At 72.7% G+C, this 26,237-nt stretch carries 11 protein-coding genes (1 of these 11 only partly in view); 6 read left to right on the plus strand and 5 right to left on the minus strand.

The features are described from left to right. Both NBY69_RS28015 and NBY69_RS28020 read right to left on the minus strand, forming a co-directional pair. Window positions 1-6,513 carry the 5' portion of a type I polyketide synthase gene (locus NBY69_RS28015; RefSeq protein ID WP_250304654.1) on the minus strand. The gene continues 5,898 nt to the left of window position 1, outside the view, so 6,513 of the gene's 12,411 nt are visible here — the first part of the coding sequence; the start codon lies at window positions 6,511-6,513; the stop codon falls past the left edge of the window. Window positions 6,514-6,794: 281 nt separating this feature from the next. Further along, window positions 6,795-8,171, minus strand: a complete 1,377-nt coding sequence (locus NBY69_RS28020) for an NDP-hexose 2,3-dehydratase family protein (protein WP_250304656.1) — start codon at window positions 8,169-8,171, stop codon at window positions 6,795-6,797. 269 nt (window positions 8,172-8,440) lie between these two features. Between NBY69_RS28020 and NBY69_RS28025 the strand changes: the two genes are divergently transcribed. From NBY69_RS28025 to NBY69_RS28045, 5 genes are all read left to right on the plus strand, one after another. Next, on the plus strand, window positions 8,441-9,202 hold the full coding sequence (locus NBY69_RS28025) for a thioesterase II family protein (protein WP_250304658.1): 762 nt from the start codon (window positions 8,441-8,443) through the stop codon (window positions 9,200-9,202). A gap of 44 nt (window positions 9,203-9,246) precedes the next feature. Next, window positions 9,247-10,515 carry a macrolide family glycosyltransferase gene (locus NBY69_RS28030; protein ID WP_284349457.1) on the plus strand — a complete coding sequence of 423 codons (1,269 nt, stop codon included), beginning with the start codon at window positions 9,247-9,249 and terminating at the stop codon, window positions 10,513-10,515. Beyond that, complete coding sequence (locus NBY69_RS28035) at window positions 10,512-11,489, plus strand: ATP-binding cassette domain-containing protein (RefSeq protein WP_250304661.1); 978 nt, start codon at window positions 10,512-10,514, stop codon at window positions 11,487-11,489. Before NBY69_RS28030 ends, NBY69_RS28035 begins: the two co-directional genes overlap by 4 nt. Beyond that, on the plus strand, window positions 11,486-12,289 hold the full coding sequence (locus NBY69_RS28040; RefSeq protein WP_250304663.1) for an ABC transporter permease: 804 nt from the start codon (window positions 11,486-11,488) through the stop codon (window positions 12,287-12,289). Before NBY69_RS28035 ends, NBY69_RS28040 begins: the two co-directional genes overlap by 4 nt. Window positions 12,290-12,470: 181 nt before the next feature. Then, a complete protein-coding gene (locus NBY69_RS28045) occupies window positions 12,471-13,694 on the plus strand; it encodes an aminotransferase class I/II-fold pyridoxal phosphate-dependent enzyme (protein WP_250304665.1) in 1,224 nt (407 codons plus the stop codon). A 93-nt stretch (window positions 13,695-13,787) separates the two neighbouring features. Here the strand turns inward: NBY69_RS28045 and NBY69_RS28050 are convergent, their stop codons facing one another. Together NBY69_RS28050 and NBY69_RS28055 are read right to left on the minus strand one after the other, a co-directional pair. Then, window positions 13,788-14,231, minus strand: a complete 444-nt coding sequence (locus tag NBY69_RS28050; protein WP_250304666.1) for an FdtA/QdtA family cupin domain-containing protein — start codon at window positions 14,229-14,231, stop codon at window positions 13,788-13,790. A 132-nt stretch (window positions 14,232-14,363) separates the two neighbouring features. Further along, window positions 14,364-15,548: an alpha/beta hydrolase gene (locus NBY69_RS28055; RefSeq protein ID WP_250304668.1), complete on the minus strand. Its 1,185-nt coding sequence runs from the start codon at window positions 15,546-15,548 to the stop codon at window positions 14,364-14,366. Between the two features lie 144 nt (window positions 15,549-15,692). On the opposite strand from NBY69_RS28055, the gene NBY69_RS28060 reads away from it, so the two are divergent. Beyond that, the gene (locus tag NBY69_RS28060; protein WP_250304670.1) at window positions 15,693-16,652 is read left to right on the plus strand and encodes an acyltransferase domain-containing protein; all 960 of its coding nucleotides are present in this window, start codon (window positions 15,693-15,695) and stop codon (window positions 16,650-16,652) included. A gap of 58 nt (window positions 16,653-16,710) precedes the next feature. On the opposite strand, the gene NBY69_RS28065 is transcribed toward NBY69_RS28060, so the two are convergent. Next, window positions 16,711-26,178 carry a type I polyketide synthase gene (locus NBY69_RS28065; RefSeq protein WP_250304672.1) on the minus strand — a complete coding sequence of 3,156 codons (9,468 nt, stop codon included), beginning with the start codon at window positions 26,176-26,178 and terminating at the stop codon, window positions 16,711-16,713. Window positions 26,179-26,237: the final 59 nt, after the last annotated feature.

Here is a 26,237-nt window from a genome sequence, read left to right on the forward strand (position 1 = left end):
GGTCCGGGGGTGTTCGACGGCCGCGGCCCGGCCCGCCGCCCAGACCGCCGCCGGTGCCGTGCGGGCGGCGGGGTCGGACGGCCCGGTGGACACCGCGCCACGTGTGGCACACCACAGCGGCGCCGCGCATCCCGCCTCGTCCGACGCCCGCACCAGGGCGGCCGTGCCGGCCACCGCGGCGGCGGGGCCCGACCGCTCGTCGAGCGCGAGCAGGGACAGCACCCCGGCGAACTCCCGGCCCGTCAGCGCGTCCACGAGTGCGCGGTACAGGGTCGCGGCCGACGCATCGTCAGTGGCGTCCGCACTGTCCGCACTGTCCGCGCTGTCCGCGCTGTCCGCGCTGTCCGCGAGGGTGCACGGGACGATGTCCGCGCCCGCGTTCCGCAGGGCGCCGAGCACCTCCTCGTACTGCTGCGTACCGGCGGTCGCCGCAGGGGCCACCACCAGCCAGTCGCCCGACAGGGACCCGCCCGCGGGGTCGGGCACCGGCCGCCAGACGATGTCGTGGCGCCAGTCCGCCACGCCCGGTCCGGTCGCCACCGCCGCGTCGTGCGGCGCCGCCGCGGTCTCCGTCGGCGGCACCCACCAGTACCGCTCCCGGCTGAACGGGTACGTCGGCAGGTCGACCTGGCGCGCACCGTGCCCGGCGAACACCGCGTCCCAGTCCGGCTCCACCCCGTGGGCGTGCGCCTGCGCGAGTGAGGTGCGGAACCGGCCGAGCCCGCCGTCGCCCCGGCGCAGCGAGCCGATGGCCACCCCGTCGTGGGCGTCCGCGTGCTCCAGGGTCTGCTGCACCGCGATGGTCAGCGTCGGATGCGGGCTCGACTCCACGAAGATCCGGTGCCCGGCCTCGGCGAGCCGCCGGGTGGTCTCCTCGAACCGCACGGTGGAGCGCAGGTTGCGGTACCAGTAGTCGGCGTCCAGCTCGGTCCCTTCGAGCACGCTCGCGGTGACCGTCGACCAGAACGGCACCTCGGCGCGGCGCGGCCGGACCGGCGCGAGCACCTCGGCCAGTTCGGCCCGGAGGGTCTCGACCTGGGCGGAGTGGGAGGCGTAGTCGACCGGGACGGCCCTGGCGTGGATGTCCGACTCCGCACAGACGGCGAGCAGTTCGGCGACCGCCTCGGTCTCGCCCGAGACCACCACGGAGCCCGGCCCGTTGACGGCGGCGACGGAGACCCGGCCCTCCCACCGGCTCAGCAGTTCGGTCACCTGCTCCACGGGCCGGAAGACGGAGGCCATCGTGCCGTGCCCGGCCAGGGTGGTCAGCAGCGCCCGGCTGCGCAGTGCGACGACCCGGGCCGCGTCCCGCAGGCTCAGCGCCCCGGCCACGCAGGCGGCGGCGATCTCCCCCTGCGAGTGGCCGATCACCGCGGCGGGCCGGACCCCGTCGGCCTGCCACAGCGCGGCGAGCGAGACCATCGTCGCGAACAGCGCGGGCTGCACCACGTCGACGCGGTCCAGTGACGGCGCCCCCTCGACGCCTCGCAGGACATCGACGAGCGACCAGTCGACGAACTCGGAGAGCGCCAGGTCGCAGTCGCTCACCCGCTGCGCGAAGACCGGTGAGGAGTCGAGCAACTCGGCGGCCATGCCCAGCCATTGACCGCCCTGGCCGGGGAAGACGAAGACGACCCGGTGGTCCTCCGCAGGCACTCCGCGCACCAGTGCGGCGGCCTCGCCGTCGTCTTCGAGCACCGCGAGTGTCCGGTCGAGTTCCGCACGGTCCGCAGCGAGGACCACGGCACGCCGGTCGAACCGCGCCCGGCCGGTGGCCAGGGTGTAGGCGACATCGGCGGGTCGCACGGCAGGGTCGTCGCGCAGCAGCCCCCGGAGCAGACGGGCCTGTTCCCGCAGGGCGGAGGTGGTGCGGGCGGAGAACACGTACGGCAGCGGCTCGCCCGGGGACAGCACAGCGGCCGGGGAGCCGGACCGGCCCTGGACGGCGGGCGCGGAACCGGTCTCCCGCGCGAACCCCGCCCCGGTCTCCTCCGCGAACCCCGCCCCGGTCTCCGGCGCGATCTCCATCCCGGGTTCCGGCGTGAGCCCCTCCCCCGTCTCCGGTGCGACCTCCGCCCCGGCATCCTCCGCGATGATCACGTGCGCGTTGGTGCCGCTCACCCCGAACGCGGAGACGCCCGCCCGGCGCGGGCGGTCCCCCGCCGGCCACGGCGCCGGCCCGGTCAGCAGCCGGACGTCCCCGGCGGACCAGTCCACCTGCGCGGACGGCGGGTCCGCGTACAGGCTCTCCGGCAGCAGTCCGTGCCGGATCGACTGCACCGTCCTGATCACCCCGGCCATGCCCGCGGCGGCCTGGGTGTGCCCGATGTTGCCCTTCACCGAGCTGAGCCAGAGCGGCTGTTCCCCGGTGCGGTCGTGTCCGTAGACCTCGATGAGCGCGCCCGCCTCGATCGGGTCGCCGAGCACCGTGCCGGTGCCGTGCGCCTCCACGGCGTCGATGTCGGACGGGCGCAGCCCGGCATCGGCCAGGGCCTGCCGGATCACCCGTTGCTGCGAGGGCCCGTTCGGCGCGGTGAGTCCGTTGCTCGCGCCGTCGGAGTTGACCGCCGAACCTTCAAGGACGGCGAGCACCCGGTGTCCGTGGCGGCGGGCGTCGGAGAGCCGCTCCAGCACCAGGGTGCCGACACCCTCCCCCCATCCGGTGCCGTCGGCACGGTCCGAGAACGCCTTGACCCGCCCGTCCGGGGAGAGCCCGCTCTGCCGGCTGAACTCGACGAAGATGCCGGGGCGGGCCATCACGGTCGCCGCACCGGCCAGCGCCAGGGAGCACTCGCCGCCGCGCAGCGACCGTACGGCCAGATGGATCGCGACCAGAGAGGCCGAGCAGGCGGTGTCCACCGTCATCGCGGGCCCTTCCAGACCCAGTACGTAGGCGATCCGGCCGGACATCGCGCTGCCGGCGGTCCCGGTCAGTACGTAGCCTTCGAGCCCGTCCGACGCCTCGTGCAGGCGCGGACCGTACTCCTGCGCCATCGCGCCGACGAAGACACCGGTCCGGGTGCCACCGAGCTGCGACGGGTCGATCCCGGCGCGTTCCAGCGCCTCCCAGGAGGTTTCGAGCAGCAGCCGCTGCTGCGGGTCCATGGCCAGTGCCTCGCGCGGGCTGATCCCGAAGAACTCCGGGTCGAAGTCGCCCGCGTCGTGCAGGAATCCGCCCTGCGCCACGGCGGAGCCGCCGGGGAGGCCGGGGCCGGTCAGCAGCCGCTGGAGGTCCCAGCCGCGGTCCGCGGGGAACGGCGAGACGGCGTCGGTGCCCGAACTCACCAGCTCCCAGAGGTCCTCGGGCGAGCGGACGCCGCCAGGGAACCGGCAGCCCATGCCGACGATCGCGATCGGCTCGTGCGGCGCGGGCGCGGAAACGGAAGCGGAAACGGGTACGGGTACGGGTGCGGACCGGACCGCCGGAGCCGGCCGGGCTTCCGAGGCGTCCCGCGTGCCGCCCGGAGCGACGGCCGGGCCGTGCGTCCGGAGATGGTCACGGACATGGTCCGCCAGCCGGGCGGGTGTCGGGTGGTCGAAGAGGACGGTGTTCGGCAGCGTGATGTCCAGGGCCTCACAGATCCGGTGGCGCAGGCGCAACGAGGACTGCGAATCGAGGCCGAGGTCCTTGAACGGGGTCCGGGGCGGCACGGACGCGGTGTCGCCGTGGCCGAGGATCGCGGCGGTGTGCGCGCGCACCAGGTCCAGCAGGATGCGCAGCCGCTCGTCCGCTCCGGCCTGCGCCAGCCGCCCCGCCACCGCACCGGCCAGGGTGTCGTCGTCGGGGGTCTCGGGGGCCACGGTGTCGAACCAGTGGCGCCTGCGGCGGAAGGCGTACGTGGGCAGCGCGACGGTGTTCGGCCGCGTACCACGGTAGGCCGCCGTCCAGTCGACCTCGACACCCTTGACCCACAACTCCCCTACGGAGGAGAGGAGTCGGGCGAGTCCGCCGTCGTCGCGGCGGAGCGACCCGGTGACCGCGTCGGGTGCGGCCCCGGCCTGCTCGGCGGTCTCCTCCACGGCAGCGCCCAGCACCGGGTGCGAGGACACCTCGACGTACACGCCGTGCCCGTCGGCCGCCAGCCGTCCGATCGCGTCGGCGAACCGCACCGGCTCGCGCAGGTTCCGGAACCAGTACGCGCCGTCCATGGTGAGCGGGTCGGCGTACTCACCGGTCACCGTGGACAGCATCGGCACCCGTCCCGCGCGCGGGACGATCCCGGCCAGCCGGACGGCCAGCGGTTCGCGCAGTTCCTCCATCGCGGGCGAGTGCGAGGCGTAGTCCACCGCGATCCGGCGGGCCCGGATGTCCGACCGGGCGCACTCCAGGAGGAGTTCGTCGACGGCCGTCGTGGCGCCGGAGACGATCACCTGTGAAGGGCCGTTCACCGCCGCCACCGACACCTGGTCCTGCCAGGGCGCGAGAAGAGCCCCGGCGCGGTCCGCCGGGACACCCACCGACGCCATCGCGCCCCGGTCCGTACCTGGGTCCGTGTCCTCGGCGGTGAGCCCCGCGATGAGCGCGGACCGGGCCACGACCACCGTGAGCGCGTCCTCCAGGCTCAGCACACCGGCGACGTACGCCGCGGCGATCTCGCCCTGCGAATGCCCCACCACAGCCGCAGGCTCCACCCCGTACGAACGCCACAACTCCGCCAACGCCACCATCACCACGAACGAAGCAGGCTGCACCACATCCACCCGCTCCAACGACTCACCGCCAGAGACACCCCGCAGCACATCCGTCACCGACCAGCCCACCAGCCCCGCCAACACCCCCTCACAACGCGCCACCATCCCCGCGAACACGGGTGAGGACTCCAGCAACGCCCGGCCCATCCCCGGCCACTGCGCCCCCTGCCCGGGGAACACGAACACCGTCCGCCCCACCGGGCGCGCCACACCCGACACCACACCGGCCGCCGGCTCACCCGCCACCAACCCGGCAAGCCCGGACCCGAACCCGCCCACCACCACCGCACGGTGCTCGAACCGCGCACGCGTCGTCGCCAACGACCAACCCACATCCACCGGATCAGCCACATCCACCAGACCGCTCAACGCAGCCGCCTGACCCCGCAGACCAGCCGCACCACGACCCGACAACAACCACGGCACCACCGCGGGTTCCTGACCGGGTGCGGCGTCCGCGTCCGACTCGGTGACCGGTGCCGGTGCCTGCGCCTGCGCCTGCGTCGGTGCCTGGGACAGCACCAGGTGGCAGTTGGTCCCGCCCATCCCGAACGCGCTGACCCCCGCGACCGCCGGGCGGTCCGGTTCGGGCCAGTCGGTGAGCTCCTGCGCGACGCGCAGGTTCAGTTCGGACAGGGGTATCCGCGGGTTGCCGCGGGTGTGGTGGAGGCTCGCCGGGATCCGTCCGTGCGCCACTGCCAGCACCGTCTTGAGCAGGCCGGTGATCCCGGCGGCGCTCTCCAGGTGCCCGAGGTTCGTCTTGGCCGAGCCGACCAGCAGGGGGTTTCCGGGTGCCCGGTCCGCCCCCAGTACCGCGCCCAGCGCGGCGGCCTCGACCGGGTCGCCGACCGGGGTCCCGGTGCCGTGCAGCTCGACGTACTGCGCGGCGCCCGGCCGGATGCCTGCCGACCGGTAGGCCTCCCGGAGTACCGCCGCCTGCGCCTGCTCGCTCGGGACGGTCAGCCCGTCCGTGGCACCGTCGTTGTTGACGGCGCCGCCGCGGATGACGCTGTACACACGGTCCCCGGCGGCGAGGGCGTCCGAGAGCAGCTTGAGTACGACGACCACGCCGCCCTCACCGCGGACGAACCCGTTCGCCCGTTCGTCGAAGACATAGCAGCGGCCGTCCGGCGAGAGCCCGCCGAACTCCTCGACGATCAGGCCGGTTTCGGCCGCCAGGTTGAGGTTGATGCCGCCCGCGAGAGCCAGCGTGCTCTCCCCGCGCCGCAGGCTGTGCACCGCGTGGTGCACCGCGACGAGCGAGGACGCCTGCCCGGCGTCGATCACCAGGCTGGGCCCGCGCAGTCCGAGGAAGTGCGACACCCGGTTCGCGATGACGCCCCGGCTCACACCGGGCATCGTGTAGTGGTTGGCGGCCTCGGCGCCCGCCCGGTTGAGCAGGACGGCGTAGTCGTCACGCATCGCGCCGACGAACACGCCGGTCGGGCTCTCCCGCAGGTCGTCGCCGACCGTCCGGGCGTCCTCCAGCGCCTCCCAGGCGAGTTCGAGCACGAGGCGCTGCTGGGGATCGAGTACGGCCGCCTCGCGCGGGGTGATCCCGAAGAACTCGGCGTCGAACCGGTCGACGCCGTCGAGGAACGCGCCCCAGCGGCCACCGGCCGGCTCGCGCCCCGCGGGCACCTCGGTGACGGCGTTACGCCCGTCGCGGAGCAGCTGCCAGAAGGCCTCGGGGTCCGGCGCTCCGGGCAGTCGGCAGGCCAGTCCCACGATCGCGACCGGCTCGTCTCCGGAACCGAATGAGCCAGAACCGAATGAGCCGGAGTCGAATGAGCCGGAACCGGACATGTCGGAACTGGACATGTCGGAACCGGGTGCGCCGGAGCCGGATGCGAAGTCCCCTGATGCGTCCACTGGTCGCCCTACTCCCGACTGTTCGGCGATCCCGGTGGTCCCGAGCCCGGCGCGGCGCCGCCGTCCGGCCCCCCGGTGGTGGCCGGGTCCGACGGTCTGCACGGTCTGCGCTGCCTGCTCGTCACCGGATCTGTGCTGGATCCTGGACTGTTCTGCGTGGGCCGCACGGGCTGCCGTGCGCCACCGCGCGGGCGGCTCGTGCCGCCCGCGTGTCCCGCGTACCGGCGGGGTCAGCCGGTGCAGGCGCGCAGGCAGGCGATGAGGCTGCGGGCCTGCACGTTCAGATAGTGCTGGTGCTGGAGGAGCCAGGTGATCTGCGGCAGGGTCGTCCAGCGGAACCCTTCCGGCTCCTGGTCCGGGTAGTTCTCGCCGACTTCGATGATCATGTAGCGGCTGCGGGAGTGGTAGAACCGGCCGCCCTCCTCCGACATCTCCGCGTCGAACAGCACCCGGCCCTCGTCGCGGTACCGCTCGATGTCCCGCAGTTGGTCCTGGACCAGACCCGGCAGATGGGCATGGTTCTCGGGGGTGCCCTGCACGGTCGGCGCGAGCTCGATGACGTCGACATAGCCGGGTTCGATGCGGGCCCTGAGCAGCGCGTGCAGCACTCCGTCGAAGCGCTTCACCAGCAGTGCGGCGACGCCGATGCCGTGCGGTTCGATCAGCGGCTGGGTCCACCCGGACACCTCGCGGCTGTTGGCCCTGACGTCCACGGCGCCCACGTGGAAGAAGAGTCCCCGCTCGTGCGAGATCGACCGCTCGGACCGTTCCCAGCCGGGCAGTCCGGAGAGCCCGACGACGGTGGTGGTCACATCGCGGGTGGCCTGGTTGGTGGTGATCCAGTGCAGCAGTTCGGTGCTGGTGTGCACCCCGCTGCCGACACCGGGGCCCGGCAGGCAGGAGAGCACCGTGCGGGCGTCCATGTTCACCCGGTGATCGATGCGCAGCTGCTCCTGCACCTGTCCGAGCGTCATCCAGCAGAAGTCCCCGTCGGCCTCGACCTCGGGGCCGACCTCGATGACCATGTTGCGGTTGCGCTTGCGGTAGAACCAGGCGCCGTGCTCGGACTGGAGCACATCGGCGACCACCCGGTGCGGGCGCACGTTCCTGAAGTGCTCGATGTACGGCACGGTCCGGCCGCGGTGGACGCCCGTGTAGTTGCTCTTGGTCGCCTGGACCGTCGGGGAGAGCTGCACGCCGTTCGGGTTGCCCGGCTCCGTCTTGGCCTGCATCAGCAGGTGCAGGACCCCGTCGATCTCCCGTACCGCGATGCCGAGCAGCCCGATCTCCTGCTGCACGATGATCGGCTGCGACCACTCCCGTACCGGCCCCTGGTCGACCTCGACGCGCAGGCCGACCACCGAGAAGAACCGGCCGCTGTCGTGCACCAGGTTCCCGGTGTCCGGCGCGAACGACCAGTTGCGCATCCGGTCGAACGGGATCGGGGTGACCTCGTGCACCTGGGCGGCGCTCCGGTCGGCGAACCACTTCTCGAACTGCTCGGTACTGGTGGCCACTCCGTCGACTGCCTGCGCGGACAGCGCGAGCCGCGCGGGCAGGTGCGCGTCCTCCTGGCGGAGGACGCCGAGTCCGGTGGTGTTCGGCATGGGAGTCTCTCTCCGGTTCATGAGTCGACGGATCACTCCGATTCCGGTCGGGGCGACCGGAGTTCAGCCCGTGGCGTTGCGTCCCAGGTGAACACGGCCGTGGAGGCGGGCCCAGGTGGAACCGGGGCACTCTAGGGGTTCACTCAGACCCGCCCTTCGACCCCCTGCGTCGCCATTACTCGGCGAATTTCCCTAGATTGCCGAACCCTCGCGGTCAACCGGGTCCGGGCGCCTCCATGCTGACCCTGCTCGCGACCAGAGAGGCCAGCATGAACGACAGCGATTTGTGGATTCGGCGCTTCTTCCCCAGTACCCGGGCGGACTTCCAGTTGGTGGTGCTGCCGCACGCGGGCGGCTCGGCGAGTTTCTACCGCCCGGTCGCCCAGGCGCTGAGCCCCCGTATCGAGGTGCTCGCCGTCCAGTACCCGGGCAGGCAGGACCGGCGCCACGAACCCATGGCCGGCACCATCGCCGACCTGGCCGACGGGGTGTCCGAGGCGGTCGGAGCCGCCGTGGACCGCCCGTTCGCGATCTTCGGGCACAGCATGGGCGCCACCCTCGCGTACGAGGTGGCCGTCCGGCTCGAAGCCGACGGGATCCGCCCCGAACGGGTCTTCGCCTCGGGGCGGCGGGCGCCCTCCGCGTTCCGCGACGAGCGGGTGCACCAGCGCGACGACAACGGTCTGATCGCCGAGATGCAGTCGCTCAGCGGCACCGACCAGCAGATCTTCGGCGACGAGGAGTTGCTGCGCATGGTGCTCCCCGCCATCCGCAACGACTACCGCGCGGCGGAGACGTACCGGCACACCGGCGGCCCGCGGCTGGCCTGCCCGGTCACCGCGATGATCGGCGAGAGCGACCCCAAGGCCACCCTCGAAGAAGTACGGGCCTGGCGCACACACACCGACGGGGAGTTCGAACTGAAGACGTACACCGGCGGGCACTTCTATCTCGTCGAGCATGCGGCGGATGTGATCCGGGTGATCGGTGAACGGCTGAGTGAGCCGGCGACCGCAGTGCGGTCCCAGTGAGTACCCCAGGGCCTGCCCGGACGCCGCAGCACGTCGCGATCTTCATGTTCCCGGGGTACGGGCATGTGCATCCGACGCTCGAAATGAGCCGCTGCCTGGTCACGATGGGACACCGCGTGACGTACGTCCTCGACGAACAGCACACGGCGGAGGTGACGGCGACGGGCGCCGCGATCGTCCCCTACCGTTCGCGACGCGGCCGGATCGCGCAGGCCGCGACGGGCGAGGACATCGGAGCCCTGGGGCTGGAGTTCCTGCGGGAGTCGAAGGACGTGGTCCTGCCGCTGGCACTGGACGCCTTCCGGGACGACGTACCCGACCTGGTCCTCTACGACCTGGAGAGCTTCTTCGCGGCCCGGATCGCGGCCCGGCACTGGGACCGGCCCACCGCGCAGCTCTTTCCGTACGTCGCGACCAACGAGAAGTTCTCGCTGGCCCTGGAGGTCTTCGACGGGGCGGACGGACATGTGCAGCAGTGCATCGACCTCGCCACCGAGTACCTGACCGGTCAGGGCGAGGATCCCGACGCGGTCTGGACGTTCATGTCCAACTTCGACGAGCGCAACATCGTGCTGCTGCCCCGGGAGTTCCAGCCACTGGGCGAGACGTTCGACGAGCGGTACACCTTCACCGGTCACAGCTTCCCCACGGACCCGCCGGGCACCGGAAGTTGGCCGGGTCCGCCCGGTGGCGGCCCTGCGGTGCTCATCACGCTGGGCACCGAGGTGAACGAACGTCCGGACTTCTTCCGGCTGTGCGACAGCGCCTTCGCGGACGGCGGGCTGCACGTGGTGCTGCCGGTCGGCCGGGGCAACCTGCCCGCCGAGCCGGTCGCCGCGCATGTCGAGACGCACGAGTGGATCGCCTTCCACACGCTGGTTCCGCAGGTGGAGGCAGTGGTGTGCCACGGCGGCATGAGCACCATGCTGATGGCGATCCACTACGGCAAACCCCTCGTGGTCGTGGGCTTCACACCGGAGGAGAAGCTCAACGGGCGCCGGGTCGCCGAACTGGGCATCGGTGTGTCGCTGTCCGCCGAAGGACTCACCGCGGACCGGCTCCGCGCGGCCGTCGATCAGGCCATGAACGACCCGGCGATCCAGCACCGGGTCGCGCGGATGCGCATCGACATGCTGGCCTCGGGCGGACCGTCCCGGGCGGCCGTACTGGTCGAGGGCTGGCTGCGCGAAAGCACCCGCGCCCGGCTCTCCTGCCGGCCGCACGCGGCCACGACAGGCCGTCCGACAACTTACGGAGATCCCATGAGGCAGAGCGACCGGTGGGCCGAGCCCGACAGGACGGTCACGCCATGACGTACGCGTTCGAGACCGAAGGGCTCGTCAAGCGGTACGGCAAGGTCACCGCACTGAACGGGCTCGATCTGAAGGCGCGCCCCGGCACCGTGCTCGGCGTACTCGGCCCCAACGGCGCGGGCAAGACCACGGCGGTACGTGTCCTGGCCTCGCTCATCAAGCCGGACGCGGGCACCGCCCGGGTCGCCGGGTACGACGTGCAGCAGTACCCGCACGACGTCCGGCGGCTCATCGGGCTGACCGGGCAGTACGCGGCCGTCGACCAGGAGCTCACCGGCATCCAGAACATCGTGATGGTGGCCCGGCTGCTCGGTATGTCCCGGCCCGCCTCCAAGCGCCGCGCGGCGGAACTGCTGGAGCGGTTCGGGCTCTCGGACGCCGGGAGCCGCAAGGCGAGGACGTACTCCGGAGGTATGCGCCGGCGGCTCGACCTGGCGGTCAGCCTGGTCGGCGACCCCTCGGTGCTGTTCCTGGACGAGCCGACCACCGGCCTGGACCCGGAGAGCCGCTTCGAACTGTGGGACATCGTGCGTGACCTGGTCACCGGTGGTTCGACGGTGCTGCTCACCACCCAGTACCTGGACGAGGTCGACCATCTCGCCGACGACATCGTGGTGATCGACAAGGGCGTCTCCATCGCGGCCGGTACCTCCGCGGAGCTCAAGGCGAAGATCGACCAGCAGACCCTGGAGATCCAACCCGCCGACGAGAACATGCTGGACCGCACCTCGGAGATCGTCGAGGAGCTGAGCGGGGTGAAGCCGAACCGGCAGGGGCATCAGCTGATCCTCCAGGTCAACGACGCGGGCCTGCCCGCGGCGGTGCTGCGCAGGCTGGACGAGGCGGGCATCGAGGTGACCGAACTGGCGCTGCGTCAGCCGAGCCTCGACGAGGTGTTCCTCTCGCTGACCGGCAGCCGGGGCCGCCATGTACAGGAGAACCCGGCCGAATCGACGAAGAGTGGTGTGGCATGAGCGCGATCGCCGAGGCGCCGGTGAGGCACCGGCTCGAACCGTCCATGGTCATCCGTAACTGTCTGACCCTGGCCTGGCGCAATCTGGCGCACCTCAAGGCGAACCCGGCCGAGATCCTCGGCTTCGCCATCATCCAGCCGCTGATGGTGATCGTCCTCCTGGTGTACGTCTTCGGGGGCGCGATCTCCGGGGACTCGCACACCTACCTCCAGTACGCCCTGCCGGGCCTGATCGCGCAGTCGGCGGTCTTCTCGGTCCTCAGCAGCGGCGCCGGTCTCAACCAGGACATCAACAACGGGGTGTTCGACCGGCTGCGGTCCCTGCCGATCGCCCGGTTCGCCCCGCTGATGGGGCATCTGATCGGCGACATGGTGCGCTTCGCGTCCGGCCTGGTCATGTTGCTGACCTGCGGTGCGCTCCAGGGCTTCGAGATGCGCACCGGGCTGATCAAGACCCTTGCCGCGCTCTGGCTCGCCGCCGTGTTCGGCATGGGTCTGGCCTGGGTGTCGATGCTGGTGGGGCTGCTCGCCAAGTCGGCCACCACCGTGCATCTGTTCAGCAGCGTGCTGCTCTTCCCGCTCACCTTCGGCAGCAACGTGTACGTGAAGACCGACACCATGCCCGGCTGGCTGGCGGCCTGGGCCAACGTCAATCCGATCTCCCACGAGGCGACCGCGATGCGCGCGCTCATGTCGGGCGGCCCGCTCGGCAATTCGGTGTACTGGACGCTGGGCTGGGCGGCGGGCCTCACCCTCGTCTTCGCCCCGCTGGCGATCCGCGCCTACCGGCGGAGGATCTGATCGCGTGCGCCCGCGCGCCCGCGGCCCTCCTCCGGCCGCCCGAAAGGCCTCCCCCACCACCCCCCATGTCGCGGCCCCGGCCAGGGCTCACCGCCCGGCACCTCAGGGCCGGCGCCGCCGTGAACAAGGAAATGCCGACGGGATCACGTGACACCCATGGTTTGTGAAGGACGACCTTCAGATGAGAGACAGCATTCAACAGCTCGCGCTGTTCGGCGGACGGCCCGCGTTCAGCGAAAACCGCCGGGTGGGCCGCCCCAACACCGGAGACCGTGAGCGGTTCCTGGAGCGGATGAACCAGGTCCTGGACAACGAATGGCTGTCCAACATGGGGCCGATGATGTACGAGTTCGAAGCGCGGGTGGCCGAGCTGGCCCAGGTCCGCCACTGTGTCTCCCTGTGCAACGCGACGGTCGCGCTCCAACTGCTGGTCGGCGACCTGGCGACCGGCGGCGCCCCCGGTGACGAGGTGATCGTGCCGTCGCTGACCTTCCCGGCCACCGCGCACGCGGTGAAGTGGCGCGGTCTCACCCCTGTCTTCTGCGATGTCGACCCGGTGACCGGCCTGATCGACCCGGAGCAGGTGGAAGCACTCATCACGGACCGGACGCGGGCGATCATCGGAGTCCATCTCTGGGGGCAGGTCTGCGACGTGGCCCGGCTGGAGAAGATCGCCGAGAGTTACGGACTGCGTCTGTACTTCGACGCCGCGCCAGCCCTGGGCTGTTCGTACGGTGACGTACCCGTCGGCGGCCTGGGTCATGCGGAGGTGTTCAGCTTCCACGCCACGAAGATCGTGAACAGCTTCGAGGGCGGTGCCATCGTGACGGACGACGACGCGCTGGCCGAACGGATGCGGGCCGAACGGAACTTCGGGTTCGGCAAGGACGGGACCGTGCAGGCGGTCGGCACCAACGGCAAGCTGAGCGAGGCAGCCGCCGCCATGGGCCTCACCTCGCTGGAAGGGCTCGACGCCACCATCGCGCGCAACCGCACCAACTACGAGCAGTACCGGAGCGCGCTCACCGGGATCCCCGGTGTGACGGTCCTGGAGTTCGAGGGACCCAACCGCAACAACCACCACTACATGATGGTCAATGTCGTGGCGGGGGCGGCCGGGCTGCACCGCGACGTACTGCTCGACGTGCTGCGCGCCGAGAACATCCTGGCCCAGCCCTACTTCTCCCAGGTCATGCAGCAGATGACGCCGTACATCGGCGCACCGCCCGTACGGCTTCCCCGCTCCGAGGAACTCTGCGGGCAGTTGCTCGCGCTGCCCACAGGTCCGCAGGTGGACGCCGACGACATCCTGCTGATCGGTGAGGTCATCCGGACCGCGGTGGCGTACGGGCACGAAGTGACCGCGCGCCGGCGGCTCCGTCCGGCCGTCGGTCTCGCGACGTGAGGCGTCCGGCGGCGCCGCCCGCCCGCACGGTGGGATGAGAGTCCGCGCCGGTCCTGCTGCGGACCGGCGCGGCCCCGTACGGACTGCTTCCGGCTACCCGAACTGCCGGCTGTCCCGCAGGAACTCCTCGTAGTCGCGGTAGTAGTCCGCCTCCTCGTAGTGCTGGGAGGCCAGCACCAGACAGACTCCGCCGTCGGAGAACCCGCTGAGGTCCCGCCACACCATCGGCCCCACGTACAGGCCGGTCCCCGGGTCGTTCAGTTCGTACTCGGCCTGGTGGTGGCCGTCGTCGAGCCTGATGGTGAAACTCCCGTGGGCGGCTATGAAGAGCTGCTCCAGCTGGCGGTGCGCATGCCCGCCGCGGGAGGTGCCGCTCGCCAGGTCGTGGAGGAAGTAGACCCGTTCGACCGGGAATCCCGCAGTGTGGTCGGACTCGACGACGGACACACATCCGCGCTCGTCCTTGTGCTGTTCCAGTCCGATCAGCCGGGTGGGCTTCACCCTGCCGACGGACGTCCCGGTGATGGTCGCCGCCATGTAGCTTCTCCTCGCTCCTGTCCGTCGCGCCGCGGCCACGGCGACGTCAGACTACGGAGCAAATACCGGGCATCTCCCTGGTAGTTGAGGGGTGTGAAAAGCGGGAGCCCGGCCATCGGCGGCGCGACGGGTTCACGCCTCGGTGGGTTCCTCGCGCGGGCTCTCACGCGTGGCGCGCACCCAGGCCGTGAACGCCTCGACACCGTCGACGACCGACTCGAAGCGGAGCGAGGTGAACAGGTCGAACGAGTGCTGTGCACCGGGTAGTCGGGCGTAGACCACGGGGCGCGGGGAGGTGCCGCGCAGTGTCTCGACGAAGCGCCGGGCGCCGTCCGCCGACAGCACCGTGTCCCGGTCGCCGTGCGCCACGAAGAACGGGGGTGCGTCGGCGCTCGCGTACGACAGGGGCGACGAGGGGACGCGTTCCCCGGAGCCGAGGCTGCCGTAGTACCCGTACAGGCAGACGGCGCCGGTGACGGAGGTGTCCGCGCTCTCGAACCCCGGCTGGAACTGCGGGTCGCCGGGCGTCAGAGCCGCCAGCGCCGCCAGTTGGGCGCCCGAGGAGCTGCCCGCCACGAACACCGTCGAGGGGTCCGCGCCGTACTCGTGCCCGTGCTCACGCACCCAGGCCAGCACCTTCTTGACGTCGACCAGGTGGTCCGGGAACGTCGCAGCCGGACTCAGCCGGTAGTTGGCGCTGACGCACAACCAGCCCTGGGCGGCGAGCCGGTGGATGAGCGGCAGCGCCTCACGGTTCTTGCTTCCGCTGACTAAGCGTCCGCCGTGCAGATGCACCAGGACCGGGCTGCCGGTGGGCCGGGAACGGTGGCGGTAGACATCGAGCTGGTTGCGCACACCGGCAGGCCCGTAACTGATGTCCGCCAGCCTCTCGACCGCCCGGCTGCGGACCGCGAAGGGCGCGAACAGGATGCGGCCGTACGGGAGTCGGCGGCGTAGCGGGGACGCGGTACCGGCATCGACAGCGGTACGCCAGCCCGCGCCGAGACCGTCGTCCAGGGCCGCGTCCACCACCGGGCCCGCCCGCATCCCGCGACGGGCGACGACGAGGAGCCCGAGCGCCGCGAGGACGGCCAGCCCGAGGACCGCCCGGCCCCCGGGCGATCCGGTGTCACCCTGACTGACGGCCAGCAGGGTGGAGGCGACGATCCAGTAAAGGACCAGGAACGGGAGCTCGTTGAGGAGGAAGCCGAAGCGGAAGCTGAGGAGGGCCAGGGTCCACGGACGGCGCAGCGGCGCCAGAGCGAACCATGTGCACGCCGCGACCAGCGTCGTCGTCACCAGATATCCGATCGGCACCCGGGAACTGTACCAACCGGCCCCGCCGGAACAGGGGAACCGTTTCGGCACCGGGTGCCAAGTCTGGAAGAGTCACTCGACTCCCGTCCCTAGCCTGGTGAGATCCCCGGACCTTCCGGGATATTTCTCCATCGAGGTGACACCGTGGCTCTCGCGTCCATCTTCGGTACGAACCTTTTCCAGTACGAACCGGACCGAGTCATCGAGTTCTACGACGAATCCCCGGAGGTACGCGAGTCGTTCGCCCAGGCGTCCGCGTGGACCGGGCTGAGCGTCGAGGCCCTGCTGCGTCAGAACGGGAACTACGACGACGACGAGCAGCGCATCCAGGCGGTCTCCATCGGCCTCGCGGCGGCGCAGCTCGGCATCCAGGACGTGCTGTCCGGGAAGGGGCTGCGGCCGACCGTGGTCGGCGGGCTCAGCCTGGGCGGGATGGTCAGCAGTTGCGTCGCCGGGGCCATCGGCCGCAGAGAGCTGATGAGCATACTGCTCCGCGGCCGGCACGGGGTCGACCCGGCCGGGGGCGAGCGCGCCGAGGGCATCGCGGCGGCCTATCTGGCGCTCGACTACGACCCGGACCACTACTACGGGGAACAGCGCGAAGGGGTCTTCCTGAGCGGTGACTTCGGTTTGGATGCCGGCGGAAGGATCCGTATCCAGCTGCTCTGCGGCTACCGCGACTCGCTGGAGAAACTGGCCGCCCAGGAGCCCGAGGGCGTCATCAACGTCACCGAGGGCGTCGATGTCGCGGTGCACAGCCCGCTGCGCGAAAGTGCCCGGAGATCGAGCCGGGAGTACATCGACACGCTCCCGTTCACCGACCCGGTCCTGCCGCTCTGCTCGTGCCTGGAGCAGAAGACACTCACCCGGGCCGGTGAAGTGCGTGACATGTTCGTCGACAACGTGGTGAAGCCGGTGAGCGTGGTCCACCTCTGCGAGGAGATGAAGCGGCACGGCACCCAACTCGCCCTGGTCGTGGGGCCGTCGCCGGTCATGAACGCGCTCCAGTACCCGTTCCCCGTGGTGTTCGTCGACTCGCCGCGGGCGCTGCCGCAGGCGGTCGCGGCGGTCTTCGAGCACGGTGTCCCGCTGAGCCGCGGCTGACCGGGCCGCCGCCCGGCCCGTCCGGTGCGGGCGGCGGCGATCGTGCTCCGCGCGGATGTCAGGACCCGTCGGGTCCCGGTTCCGCGCCGAGCCATTCGCGTACCGCCCGCGCTGTCGTGGCCGCGTGCGTCTCCATCATGGTGAAGTGGTCCCCCGGTACGTCCACGGTGGTCCGGGCGCCCGGCCAGTGGGCCTGCCAGTCCCCTCCGTCGGCCGACGGCAGCGGCTGCGAGGCGCGGACCAGCAGCGTGGGCACGGACAGCGGTGCCGCGCGCCATCCCGCGAACAGCTCGAAGTAACGGCTCATGGCCGTCAGCCGGGTGAAGTCCATCGCCCCGAAGGCGCCCTGCCGCTCGTACATTCCCTCCACGAGGGCGTCGCGGAAGGCGTCGAGCGAGGATTCCACGCCGGTCGGTACATAGCTGTCCAGCAGGACCACCGCGTCCGGGGGCGTGCCCGACCCGGCCAGTCCGCACGCGACTTCATGGGCGAGCAGACCGCCCGACGAGGAGCCGACGAGCACGAAGGGGCCGCCCTCCGCGCACTGCTGCACGAGTGCGGTCTGCGCCTCGACGACGGTACGCCGGGTGAGCGGGAGCGGTTCACCCTCGCCGAACCCGGGGTTCGGCAGGGCCCGGACCGCGCGCTCGCCCCGGAAGTGCGAGGCGAAGCGGGCGTACTCGTGCACGCCACCGAGTGCCACGTACGAGCTGAGGCAGACGAGGGTGGGCGCACCGGTGCCCGAGCTGAGTGCGACCGGGGCGCGGTCCCGTCCGAAGTCGCCGGGCGAGGTGAACGAGGGGCGCAACTCGGCCGCGCCGCGCAGGAACGCGAAGCCCTGGGCGGACCGGCCGGAGCGGCAGGCTTCACGGAACAGGGTGCCGAGTGTCGGGGAGGAGTCCGCTTCCCCGTCGGCCGCGTACCGGCCGGGCACGGACCGCACGGACTGCACGGACTGCACGGACTGCACGGACTTCACGGACTTCACGGACTTCACGGACTGAGGCTGTACGGACGCGGACCCGGGCTGCGCGGACGCGGGATCCGGCGCCCCGGCGGGCAGTTGCTCCGCCAGGTGCTCGGCGAGTGCGGTGGGCGTCGGGCGGTCGAAGACCAGGGTCGTCGGCAGCCGCAGGGCGGTCGCCGCGCCCAGCCGGTTGCGCAGTTCCACAGCGGTGAGCGAGTCGAAGCCCGCCTCGCCGAGGCTCTGCGCCGGGGCGATGGCATCCGGCCCGGTGAAGCCGAGCACGGCGGCCACCTCGCTCCGTACCAGTGCCAGCAGGATGTCCTGCCGCTCGGGCGCGGAGCGGCCCGCCAGCCGCTGCAGCAGGCTCGCCGCCGCGCCGGGGCCGCTGTCCGCGGTGCGCCGGGCGGGGCGGCGTACCAGCCCACGCAGCAGCGCGGGCACGGGTTCCGTGTCCGCGCGCCGTGCCGCGGGGTCGATACGCGCGGCCACCAGGACCGCTTCGTCGTGGCCCGCCGCCGCGTCGAACAGGGCGAGCCCCTGGGCCGGGGAGAGCGCGCGCATCCCGTCCCTGGACATCCGGCCGCGGTCCGTCGCGGAGAGCCCGGCGGCCATCCCGGTGCCGTCCTGCGGTGCCCACAGCCCCCAGGCCAGCGCGGTCCCGGGCAGTCCCTGGGCGCGCCGGTGCTGCACCAGGGCGTCCAGGAAGGCGTTGGCCGCCGCGTAGTTGGCCTGGCCGGGCCCGCCGAGCACACCGGCCACCGAGGAGAACACCACGAACTCGGCGAGGTCGGTGTGCCGGGTCAGCTCGTGCAGGTGGAGTGCGGCGTCGGCCTTGGGCCGCAGCACCCGGTCGACGCGTTCGGGCGTCAGCGAAGCGAGCACCCCGTCGTCCAGTACGCCCGCGGTGTGGATCACCGCGGTCAGCGGCCGGTCCAGGCCGCCGACGAGCGCCGCCAGCGCGTCCGGGTCGGCCACGTCGCAGGAGACGGTCTCGGCCCGCGCCCCCGCTTCGGCGAGCTCCGCCACCAGTTCCCGGGCGCCCTCGGCGCGCTGTCCGGTCCGGCTGACCAGCAGCAGGTGCCGGGCCCCCCTCGCCGCCACCAGATGCCGGGCGAACAGCCGGCCGAGCGTCCCGGTACCGCCGGTGATCAGCACCACGCCTTCGGGATCGAGCGGTGTCGCGGTCCGGTCGGTGTCCGGGACCGGTACGCGGACCAGCCGGGGCACGAGTACGTCGCCCGACCGCAGCGCGAACTGTTCCTCACCCGACTCGACCGCGGCGGCCAGCGCGGCCACGGCGGCCATGCCCGAGCGATCCCGGGCGGCGGGGTCGAGGTCGGCGAGCACGATCCGGCCCGGGTGTTCGGACTGCGCCGAGCGCGCCAGTCCCCATACGGCCGCGTGTGCCAGGTCACCGACCGTGTCACCGGCCGCGGTGGAGACCGCGCCACGGGTCGCCAGCACCAGCCGCGAGGAGGCCAGCCGTTCGTCCGCCAGCCACTCCCGGATCCGGTCCAGCGCGTCCAGGACCGCCGTACGCACGGCGGTCGCCGAGGGTGCCTGCGCGGCGCCGTCGGCTGCCGTGGAGTCGACGGGCTCAAGCGGCACGAGGACGAAGTCCGGCGCCGCGCCCTCCCCCTCCGAGGCCCCCGCCGAGGCCCCCGCCGAGGCCCCGACAGCGGCCAGATCGGGGTAGGTCCACACGGCGTCGGGCGGCGCCCCGACGGCGCCGACCACCGCCCACCGCCGGTCGGGGACCACGGCGGGCGCCGCGACCGGCGTCCAGTCGGTGCGGAACAACGCGTCCCGGAGCGGGGCCGCCCCGGAGACCGTCGCGGCCGGGGAGACCGGCCGGGTCCGGAACGCCCCGATGGAGATCACCGGCGTCCCGCTCCGGTCGGCGGCCTCCACGGCGCACCCGCCGTCCGCGCCGCGCCGGAGCCGCACGCGCAGCGCCGTCGCTCCGGAGGCCGACAGCCGGACGTCGTGCCAGGAGAACGGGAGCCGCAGCACCCCGTCCTCCGCCGGCTGTCCGCCGACGATGTCGGCGTGCAGTGCGGCGTCGAGCAGCGCGGGATGGATTCCGAACTCCCCGGCCGGGACCGGCAGTTCGACCTCGGCGAAGGTCTCGTCGCCGCGTCGCCACAGGGCGCGCAGCCCCTGGAAAGCGGGGCCGTAGCCGTGCCCGCTCGCGGCCAGGCCGTCGTAGACCCCGTCGACCGGCACCGCCTCGGCGCCGTTCGGCGGCCAGACCGTGAAGTCGAACGGGGTCTGGGGCGAGGGCTCTGGTACGGCGGCTCGGTCCGTGCCGGTGAGGAAGCCGGACGCGTGCCGGGTCCACTCCGTCCCGCCCTCGGGGCCCGGGGCGTCCCCGTCGCCGTCCTCGGAGCAGGAGTACACGGCCACCGGACGTCTCCCTGACGCGTCGGGCTCCCCCACCCGTACCTGGATGCGGGTGCCGCCCTGCCGGTGCAGCACCAGCGGTGCCCCGATGACGAGTTCGTCGAGTGCGTCGCAGCCGACCTCGTCGCCCGCCCGGACGGCCAGCTCGACGAAGCCCGTTCCCGGGAACAGCACGGCCCCGCCCATCGCATGGTCGGCGAGCCACGGCTGGGACCGCACCGCAAGCCGCCCGGTGAGCAGCACACCCTCTCCGTCGGCCAGCCGCACCGCGGCGCCGAGCAGGGCGTGTGCGGCCGAGCGCTGGCCCAGGGAGGCCGGGTCGTCCGGCGCGGCCCCGGCTTCGAGCCAGTACCGCTCCCGCTGGAAGGCGTAGGTGGGGAGGTCGGTCCGGCGCGCCCCGGAGCCCGCGAAGAAGGCGGGCCAGTCGAGGTCCGTGCCGGTGGTGTACAGCGCGCCGAGGGCGTCGGCCAGGGCGGGCAGCTGCGCCGACGTCCGGCGCTGGGCCGCGACGAAGCGGAGCTCCCCGGCGGGCTCCACGTCGGACAGGCAGTCCTGGGCCGCCGCGGTGAGCGGGCCGTCCGGGCCGATTTCCAGGAAGGTGCGTACGCCGTCCTCGTAGAGGCTGCGGACGCCGTCGGCGAACCGGACCTCCTGGCGGACGTGCCGGACCCAGTGGTCGGCGGAGCAGATGTCGTCGCCGTCGACGAACCGGCCGGTCACGTTCGACACGATCGGGATGCGCGGCGGACGGTAGGCCAGGCCGTCGGCGACCTTGCGGAAGTCGGCGAGCATCGGCTCCATGCGGGCGGAGTGGAAGGCGTGCGAGACGCGCAGCTCCTTGACCGCACGCCCGGTCCCGGTGAACCGGGCGGCCAGCGACAGCACGGCGTCCCGGTCACCGGCGAGGACCACGGCGCGGGGGCCGTTGACGGCGGCGATGTCCACGCCCTCGCCGAGCAACGGCCGGATCTCCGCCTCGGTGGCCCGGACCGGGACCATGACACCGCCTGCGGGCAGCGCCTGGATGAGCCGTCCGCGCGCGGCCACCAGGGTGGCGGCGTCCGCCAGGGTGAGCACGCCCGCGACATGGGCGGCCGTCAGTTCGCCGACCGAGTGCCCGCAGACCGCGTCGGGGCGCAGGCCCCACGAGGTCAGCAGCCGGAACAGCGCCACCTCGTGCGCGAACAGTGCGGGCTGGGTGTACGCGGTCAGGTCCAGGAGTCCGGACCCGTCGGCGATCACCTCGCGCAGCGGCCGGTCCAGATGACGGTCCAGCGCGGCGCACACCTCGTCGAACGCGGCGGCGTAGGCGGGCTGCGCACCGTACAACTCGCCCCCCATGCCGGGGTGTTGGGCGCCCTGCCCGGTGAAGAGCACGGCGAGGCGACCGGCGTGCGCCCGGCCCGTGCGTATCCGGCTGAAGTCCCCGCCGACGACGGCGGCCCGGTACTCCAGCCCGGCCCGCCCGGTGGCCAGGGAGAACGCGGCGTCCCACGGGTCGAGTCCGGCCGCTGCCTCGCGTACCCGCTCCACCTGGGCGTGCAGCGCGGGCTCGCTCCTCGCGGACAGCACCCACGGCACGGCGGTGGGACAGGTCCGGGCCGGACGCGGGGCGGACCGCGCCGGGTCGGTGCGCGGCGCCTGTTCCAGGACGAGGTGGGCGTTGGTTCCGCTGACTCCGAACGAGGACACGGCGGCCCGGCGGGGACGCCCGGTCTCCGGCCAGGGCGTCGACTCGGTCAGCAGCCGTACGGACCCGGCCGACCAGTCCACGTGCCCGGTGGGCTGCTCGACGTGCAGGGTTCTCGGCAGCATCCCGTGGCGTATCGCCATGACCGTCTTGATCACGCCTGCGACCCCGGCGGCGGCCTGGGTGTGACCGATGTTGGACTTCAGGGACCCCAGCCACAGCGGGCGGTCGGCGGGGCGGCCCTGACCGTACGTGGCCAGCAGGGCCTGCGCCTCGATGGGGTCGCCCAGGGTGGTGCCGGTGCCGTGTCCCTCGACCGCGTCCACCTCGCCCGGGGTGAGCCGGGCCGCCGCCAGGGCCTGGCGGACGACCCGCTGCTGGGAGGGGCCGTTGGGTGCGGTCAGCCCGTTGCTCGCACCGTCCTGGTTCACCGCGCTCCCCCGGATGACGGCCAGCACCGGATGTCCGTTGCGGCGGGCGTCGGACAGCCGTTCCAGCAGGATCAGGCCCACGCCTTCGCCGAAGGCGGTGCCGTCGGCGGTGGAGGAGAACGCCTTGCAGCGGCCGGTCGGCGAGAGGGCGCGCTGGCGGCTGAACTCCACGAAGGGCGACGGGGTGGACATCACCGTCACCCCGCCGGCCAGCGCGAGCGAGCACTCGCCGGAGCGCAGCGAGCGGGCCGCCAGGTGCAGCGCCACCAGCGAGGAGGAACAGGCGGTGTCCACGGTGATCGCGGGCCCCTCCAGGCCGAAACTGTAGGAGATGCGGCCCGAGGCGACGCTGCCCGCGCTGCCGTTGCCGAGGTAGCCCTCGACCCCTTCGGGGAGCCGCCGGTGCAGCCGGGTGCCGTACTCGCCGAACATCACTCCGGCGAACACCCCGGTCCTGCTGCCCTTCAGCGAGGTCGGGTCGATCCCGGCACGTTCGAAGGTCTCCCAGGAGCATTCGAGCAGCAGCCGCTGCTGCGGGTCCATGGCCAGGGCCTCGCGGGGGCTGATCCCGAAGTGCGCGGCGTCGAACCGGTCCGCGTCGTGCAGGAATCCGCCCGCCGGGGCGTAGCTGCGGCCCGCCCGGTCGGGGTCCGCGTCGAAGAGGTTCTCGGTGTCCCAGCCCCGGTCCTCGGGGAACGCGCCCATCACGTCGGACTCCGCCATCACAAGACGCCAGAGGTCCTCGGCGGACGAGACCCCGCCGGGGAAGCGGCAGCCCATCGCGACGACGGCCACCGGCTCGTCGGCCTCCGCGGCTGCCTGCGCGGCTGCCTGCACCGCCGCCCGGCTGTCGTCGGCCGGTGGCGCTTCGTGGCCGAAGAGTTCCGTCAGCAGGTGCCCGGCGACCGCGGCGGGGGTCGGGAAGTCGAAGGCGAGGGTCGCGGGCAGCCGCACACCGACCGCGGAGGCGAGCCGGTCCCGCAGCCGGACGGCGGTCAGCGAGTCGAGGCCCAGATCCTTGAAGGCGGTGTCGGTCGTGACGTCGTGCAGGTCCTGCGGGCCCCGGACCGGCCCCAGGACGGCCGTGATCTCGGACCGCACCAGCTCCAGCAGGATCCGCTCGCGCCCGGCCCGCGACGACTCGGCAAGACGTCGCGCGAGGAGTTCCGCATCGGGGCCCGCGGCGTCCTGGCGCGGAGCGACCAGGACGCGCAACAGACCAGGAACCGGGCCGGTTTCGGTGCCAGGGCGGGTGCCGGTCAGGTCCAGCCGGGCGGCCACCAGCGCGGCGTCGGCGCCCGTGAGCGCCCGGTCGAACAGCGCCGCGCCCTGCTGCGTCGACAGCGACACCCGGTCGGCCCGCGCGGCCCACGGCCCCCAGGCCACCGAGACCGCGGGCAGACCACGGGCCCGCCGCCGCTGGGCCAGCGCGTCGAGGTACGCCGTGACGGGCGCGTGTTCGCTCTCCTCCGCGCTGCCCGGCTGCGCGGCGGCGGAGGCGTACACGAGGTGTGCCTCCGGCGCCTGAGTCAGCATCAGTTCGTGGAGCTGGGCCGCGGCGGCCATCCGGGAGGGCAGGGACCCTGGTCCGGTGGCCGCGTCCACCTGGACCACGGCGGTCAGCGGCCGGTCGAGGCTGCCGAACAGTGCGGCCAGGGCGTTCCGGTCGGCCGGGTCGCACTCCGCCACGGTGGCCCCGGCGCCGAGTTCGGCCAGTTCGGCGCGGAACCGCTCGGCGGACAACTCCGCCCCGGATCCCGCGGGTTCGTCGGGTTCGGCGGGTTCGGCGGGGCCGTGGCCGGTCAGCAGCAGGTGCCGTGCTCCGTACGCGGTGACGAGGTGCCTGGCCAGATCCGCACCCGGGGCGGTGGTCCACCCGGCGACCCACACCAGCCCCTCGGGATCGAGTACGGCGGCATCACCGGCCTCACCCTCCCGGGCCGGAACCCGCGCCAGGCGTGGCACGAGCACCGCACCCGCGCGGAGGGCGAACTGCGGCTCCCGGGCTCCGGAGGCCTCGACCGCCTCGACCGCCCGGCGGGCGTCGAACCCGGAATCGGAACCGGAACCCGCATCGAGGTCGGGGCCGGGTTCGGCATCGACATCCGCAGCCACATCCGTGTCCGGGTCGAGATCGACCAGTACGATCCGGCCCGGATGTTCGGCCTGGACGGACCGCAGCAGGCCCTGTACCGGCGCATGCGCCACATCGCGCGGCTCCGCGCCCGGAGCCGCCGCCACCGCACCCCGGGTGACGACCAACAGCCGTGCGGGCAACGGGTGTTCACCGGCCAGCCAGTCAGCCACCCGGGAGCGTACCCGCTCCGTCGCCTCGTAGGGACCGGTCGCCGGATCCGGCGGACAGGCCAGTACGTCGAAGCCGGGCAGCGCCTCACCGTCGCCCCCGCCGCCGTCCGCGCCCTCGTCCCGGGCCGTCGGCACCGGAACCCACTCGGTCCGCAGCAGCGCGTCGTGGTGGCTCACCCCGCCCAGGCGCACCCGGGCCGGGAGGTCGAGCAGCGACTGGCGCACGACCTTGCCGATCGCGGTCCGCGGGATGCGGTCGACCTCGTAGACCTCCGCGGGCACCTTGAAGTACGAGAGCCGGGCCCGGCAGGTGGCGAGCAGCCGGTCCGGGTCGACTCCGCCGGGGCCCGGCACCACGAAGGCGACCGGTACCTCACCGAGCAGTTCGTGGGGCTTGCCGACGACCGCGGCCTCGACGACGCCCGGCACCTCGGACACCACGTCCTCGACCTCGCGGGGGTGGATGTTCTCGCCGCCGCGGATGATCAGCTCCTTGATGCGGCCGGTGATGGTGAGGTAGCCGTCGTCGTCCCGGCGGGCCAGGTCCCCCGTGCGGTACCAGCCGTCGGCGAGCACCTCGGCGGTGGCCTCGGGCCTGCCGTGGTAGCCGAGCATCAGGGCCGGGCTGTCGACCCAGATCTCCCCCTCCCGGCCCTCGGCGGCCTCGGCGCCGGTCCGCGGGTCGGTGAGCCGTACGGTGAGCCCCGGTACGGGCAGCCCGCAGGAGCCCGCGATCCGCGGCCCGGTCGGCGAGTTGGTGGTAATCGGGCCGCCGGTCTCGGTGCTGCCGTAGCTGTCGAGCAGCCGTACGCCCAGCGCCTCCTCGAAGGAGTGGTGCAGCGCGGCCGAGCAGCCCGATCCGGCGACCATGCAGACCCGCAGCGCCGATGTGCCGAGGACCGTGCCGCGGGCCGATTCGAGTATGTGCTGGTAGAGGGTGGGGACGCCGCAGACGAAGGTGGACTGTTCCTCGCGGAGCGCCGTCACGATCTCGTCGACCGCCAGGCCGTCCATGATGCGCGCGGTGGCACCCACGGCGACCACCCCGAGCACACAGAGGTTGTGCGCCACGGTGTGGGAGAGCGGCAGCGGCCACAGCACCCGGTCGGACTCGTCGAGGCCGAGCACCGGCGCGTAGCAGGCCGCGACGCCCCACATGGACTTGCGGTGGGTGGAGAGCACTCCCTTGGGGGTGCCGGTGGTGCCCGAGGTGTAGAGCATCCAGGCGGTGTCGTCCAACTGGGCGTCATCGCGGGGTGGTTGGGGCGCATCGGTGGCCATCAGCGTGTCGAAGCGGGCGACACCGTCGGGCAGCGGCCCGTCCCCGGTGACCACCACCCGCAGCCGCTCGTGGCGCGGCAGTACCCGGAGCACCTGGTCCAGATGGGCGGGGTCGGTGACGAGGACCACCGCCCCGCTGTCGGTGAGCAGATGCTCCAGCTCCGCGTCGGTGGCGTGCGGATTGAGCGGCACGCCGATGGCGCTCGACCGGGCGACGGCCAGGTAACTCTCCACCATTTCGAGGCAGTTGCCGAGGAGCAGGGCCGCGCACCGGCCGCGCTCCAGGCCCAGCCCGGCCAGCTGCCCGGCGAGCCGTCCGGTGCGCTGGTGGAGTTCCGCGTAGGTGACACCGCGCCGGTCGTCCCGGAAGGCCGTCTTGTCACCGAGCCGGGCGGCGTGCTCCGCGATCAGTTCGTGCAGCGGTCGGATCAGCTCGGTGCGCAACATGCCGCCATGCCTCTCGGGAGGGTTTCGAGGTGAGGCGGGTGCGTCGGCACCGCCCGACC

Origin of the sequence: Streptomyces sp. A 4/2 (assembly GCF_940670765.1) — a bacterium.
Classification (GTDB): domain Bacteria; phylum Actinomycetota; class Actinomycetes; order Streptomycetales; family Streptomycetaceae; genus Streptomyces.

What these genes read in the sequence shown, in the direction of transcription:
- NBY69_RS28020 (WP_250304656.1), bottom strand. Translation starts at nt 8,171, where the DNA reads ATGCCGAACACCACCGGACTCGGCGTCCTCCGCCAGGAGGACGCGCAC.
- NBY69_RS28025 (WP_250304658.1), top strand. Translation starts at nt 8,441, where the DNA reads ATGAACGACAGCGATTTGTGGATTCGGCGCTTCTTCCCCAGTACCCGG.
- NBY69_RS28030 (WP_284349457.1), top strand. Translation starts at nt 9,247, where the DNA reads ATGTTCCCGGGGTACGGGCATGTGCATCCGACGCTCGAAATGAGCCGC.
- NBY69_RS28035 (WP_250304661.1), top strand. Translation starts at nt 10,512, where the DNA reads ATGACGTACGCGTTCGAGACCGAAGGGCTCGTCAAGCGGTACGGCAAG.
- NBY69_RS28040 (WP_250304663.1), top strand. Translation starts at nt 11,486, where the DNA reads ATGAGCGCGATCGCCGAGGCGCCGGTGAGGCACCGGCTCGAACCGTCC.
- NBY69_RS28045 (WP_250304665.1), top strand. Translation starts at nt 12,471, where the DNA reads ATGAGAGACAGCATTCAACAGCTCGCGCTGTTCGGCGGACGGCCCGCG.
- NBY69_RS28050 (WP_250304666.1), bottom strand. Translation starts at nt 14,231, where the DNA reads ATGGCGGCGACCATCACCGGGACGTCCGTCGGCAGGGTGAAGCCCACC.
- NBY69_RS28065 (WP_250304672.1), bottom strand. Translation starts at nt 26,178, where the DNA reads ATGTTGCGCACCGAGCTGATCCGACCGCTGCACGAACTGATCGCGGAG.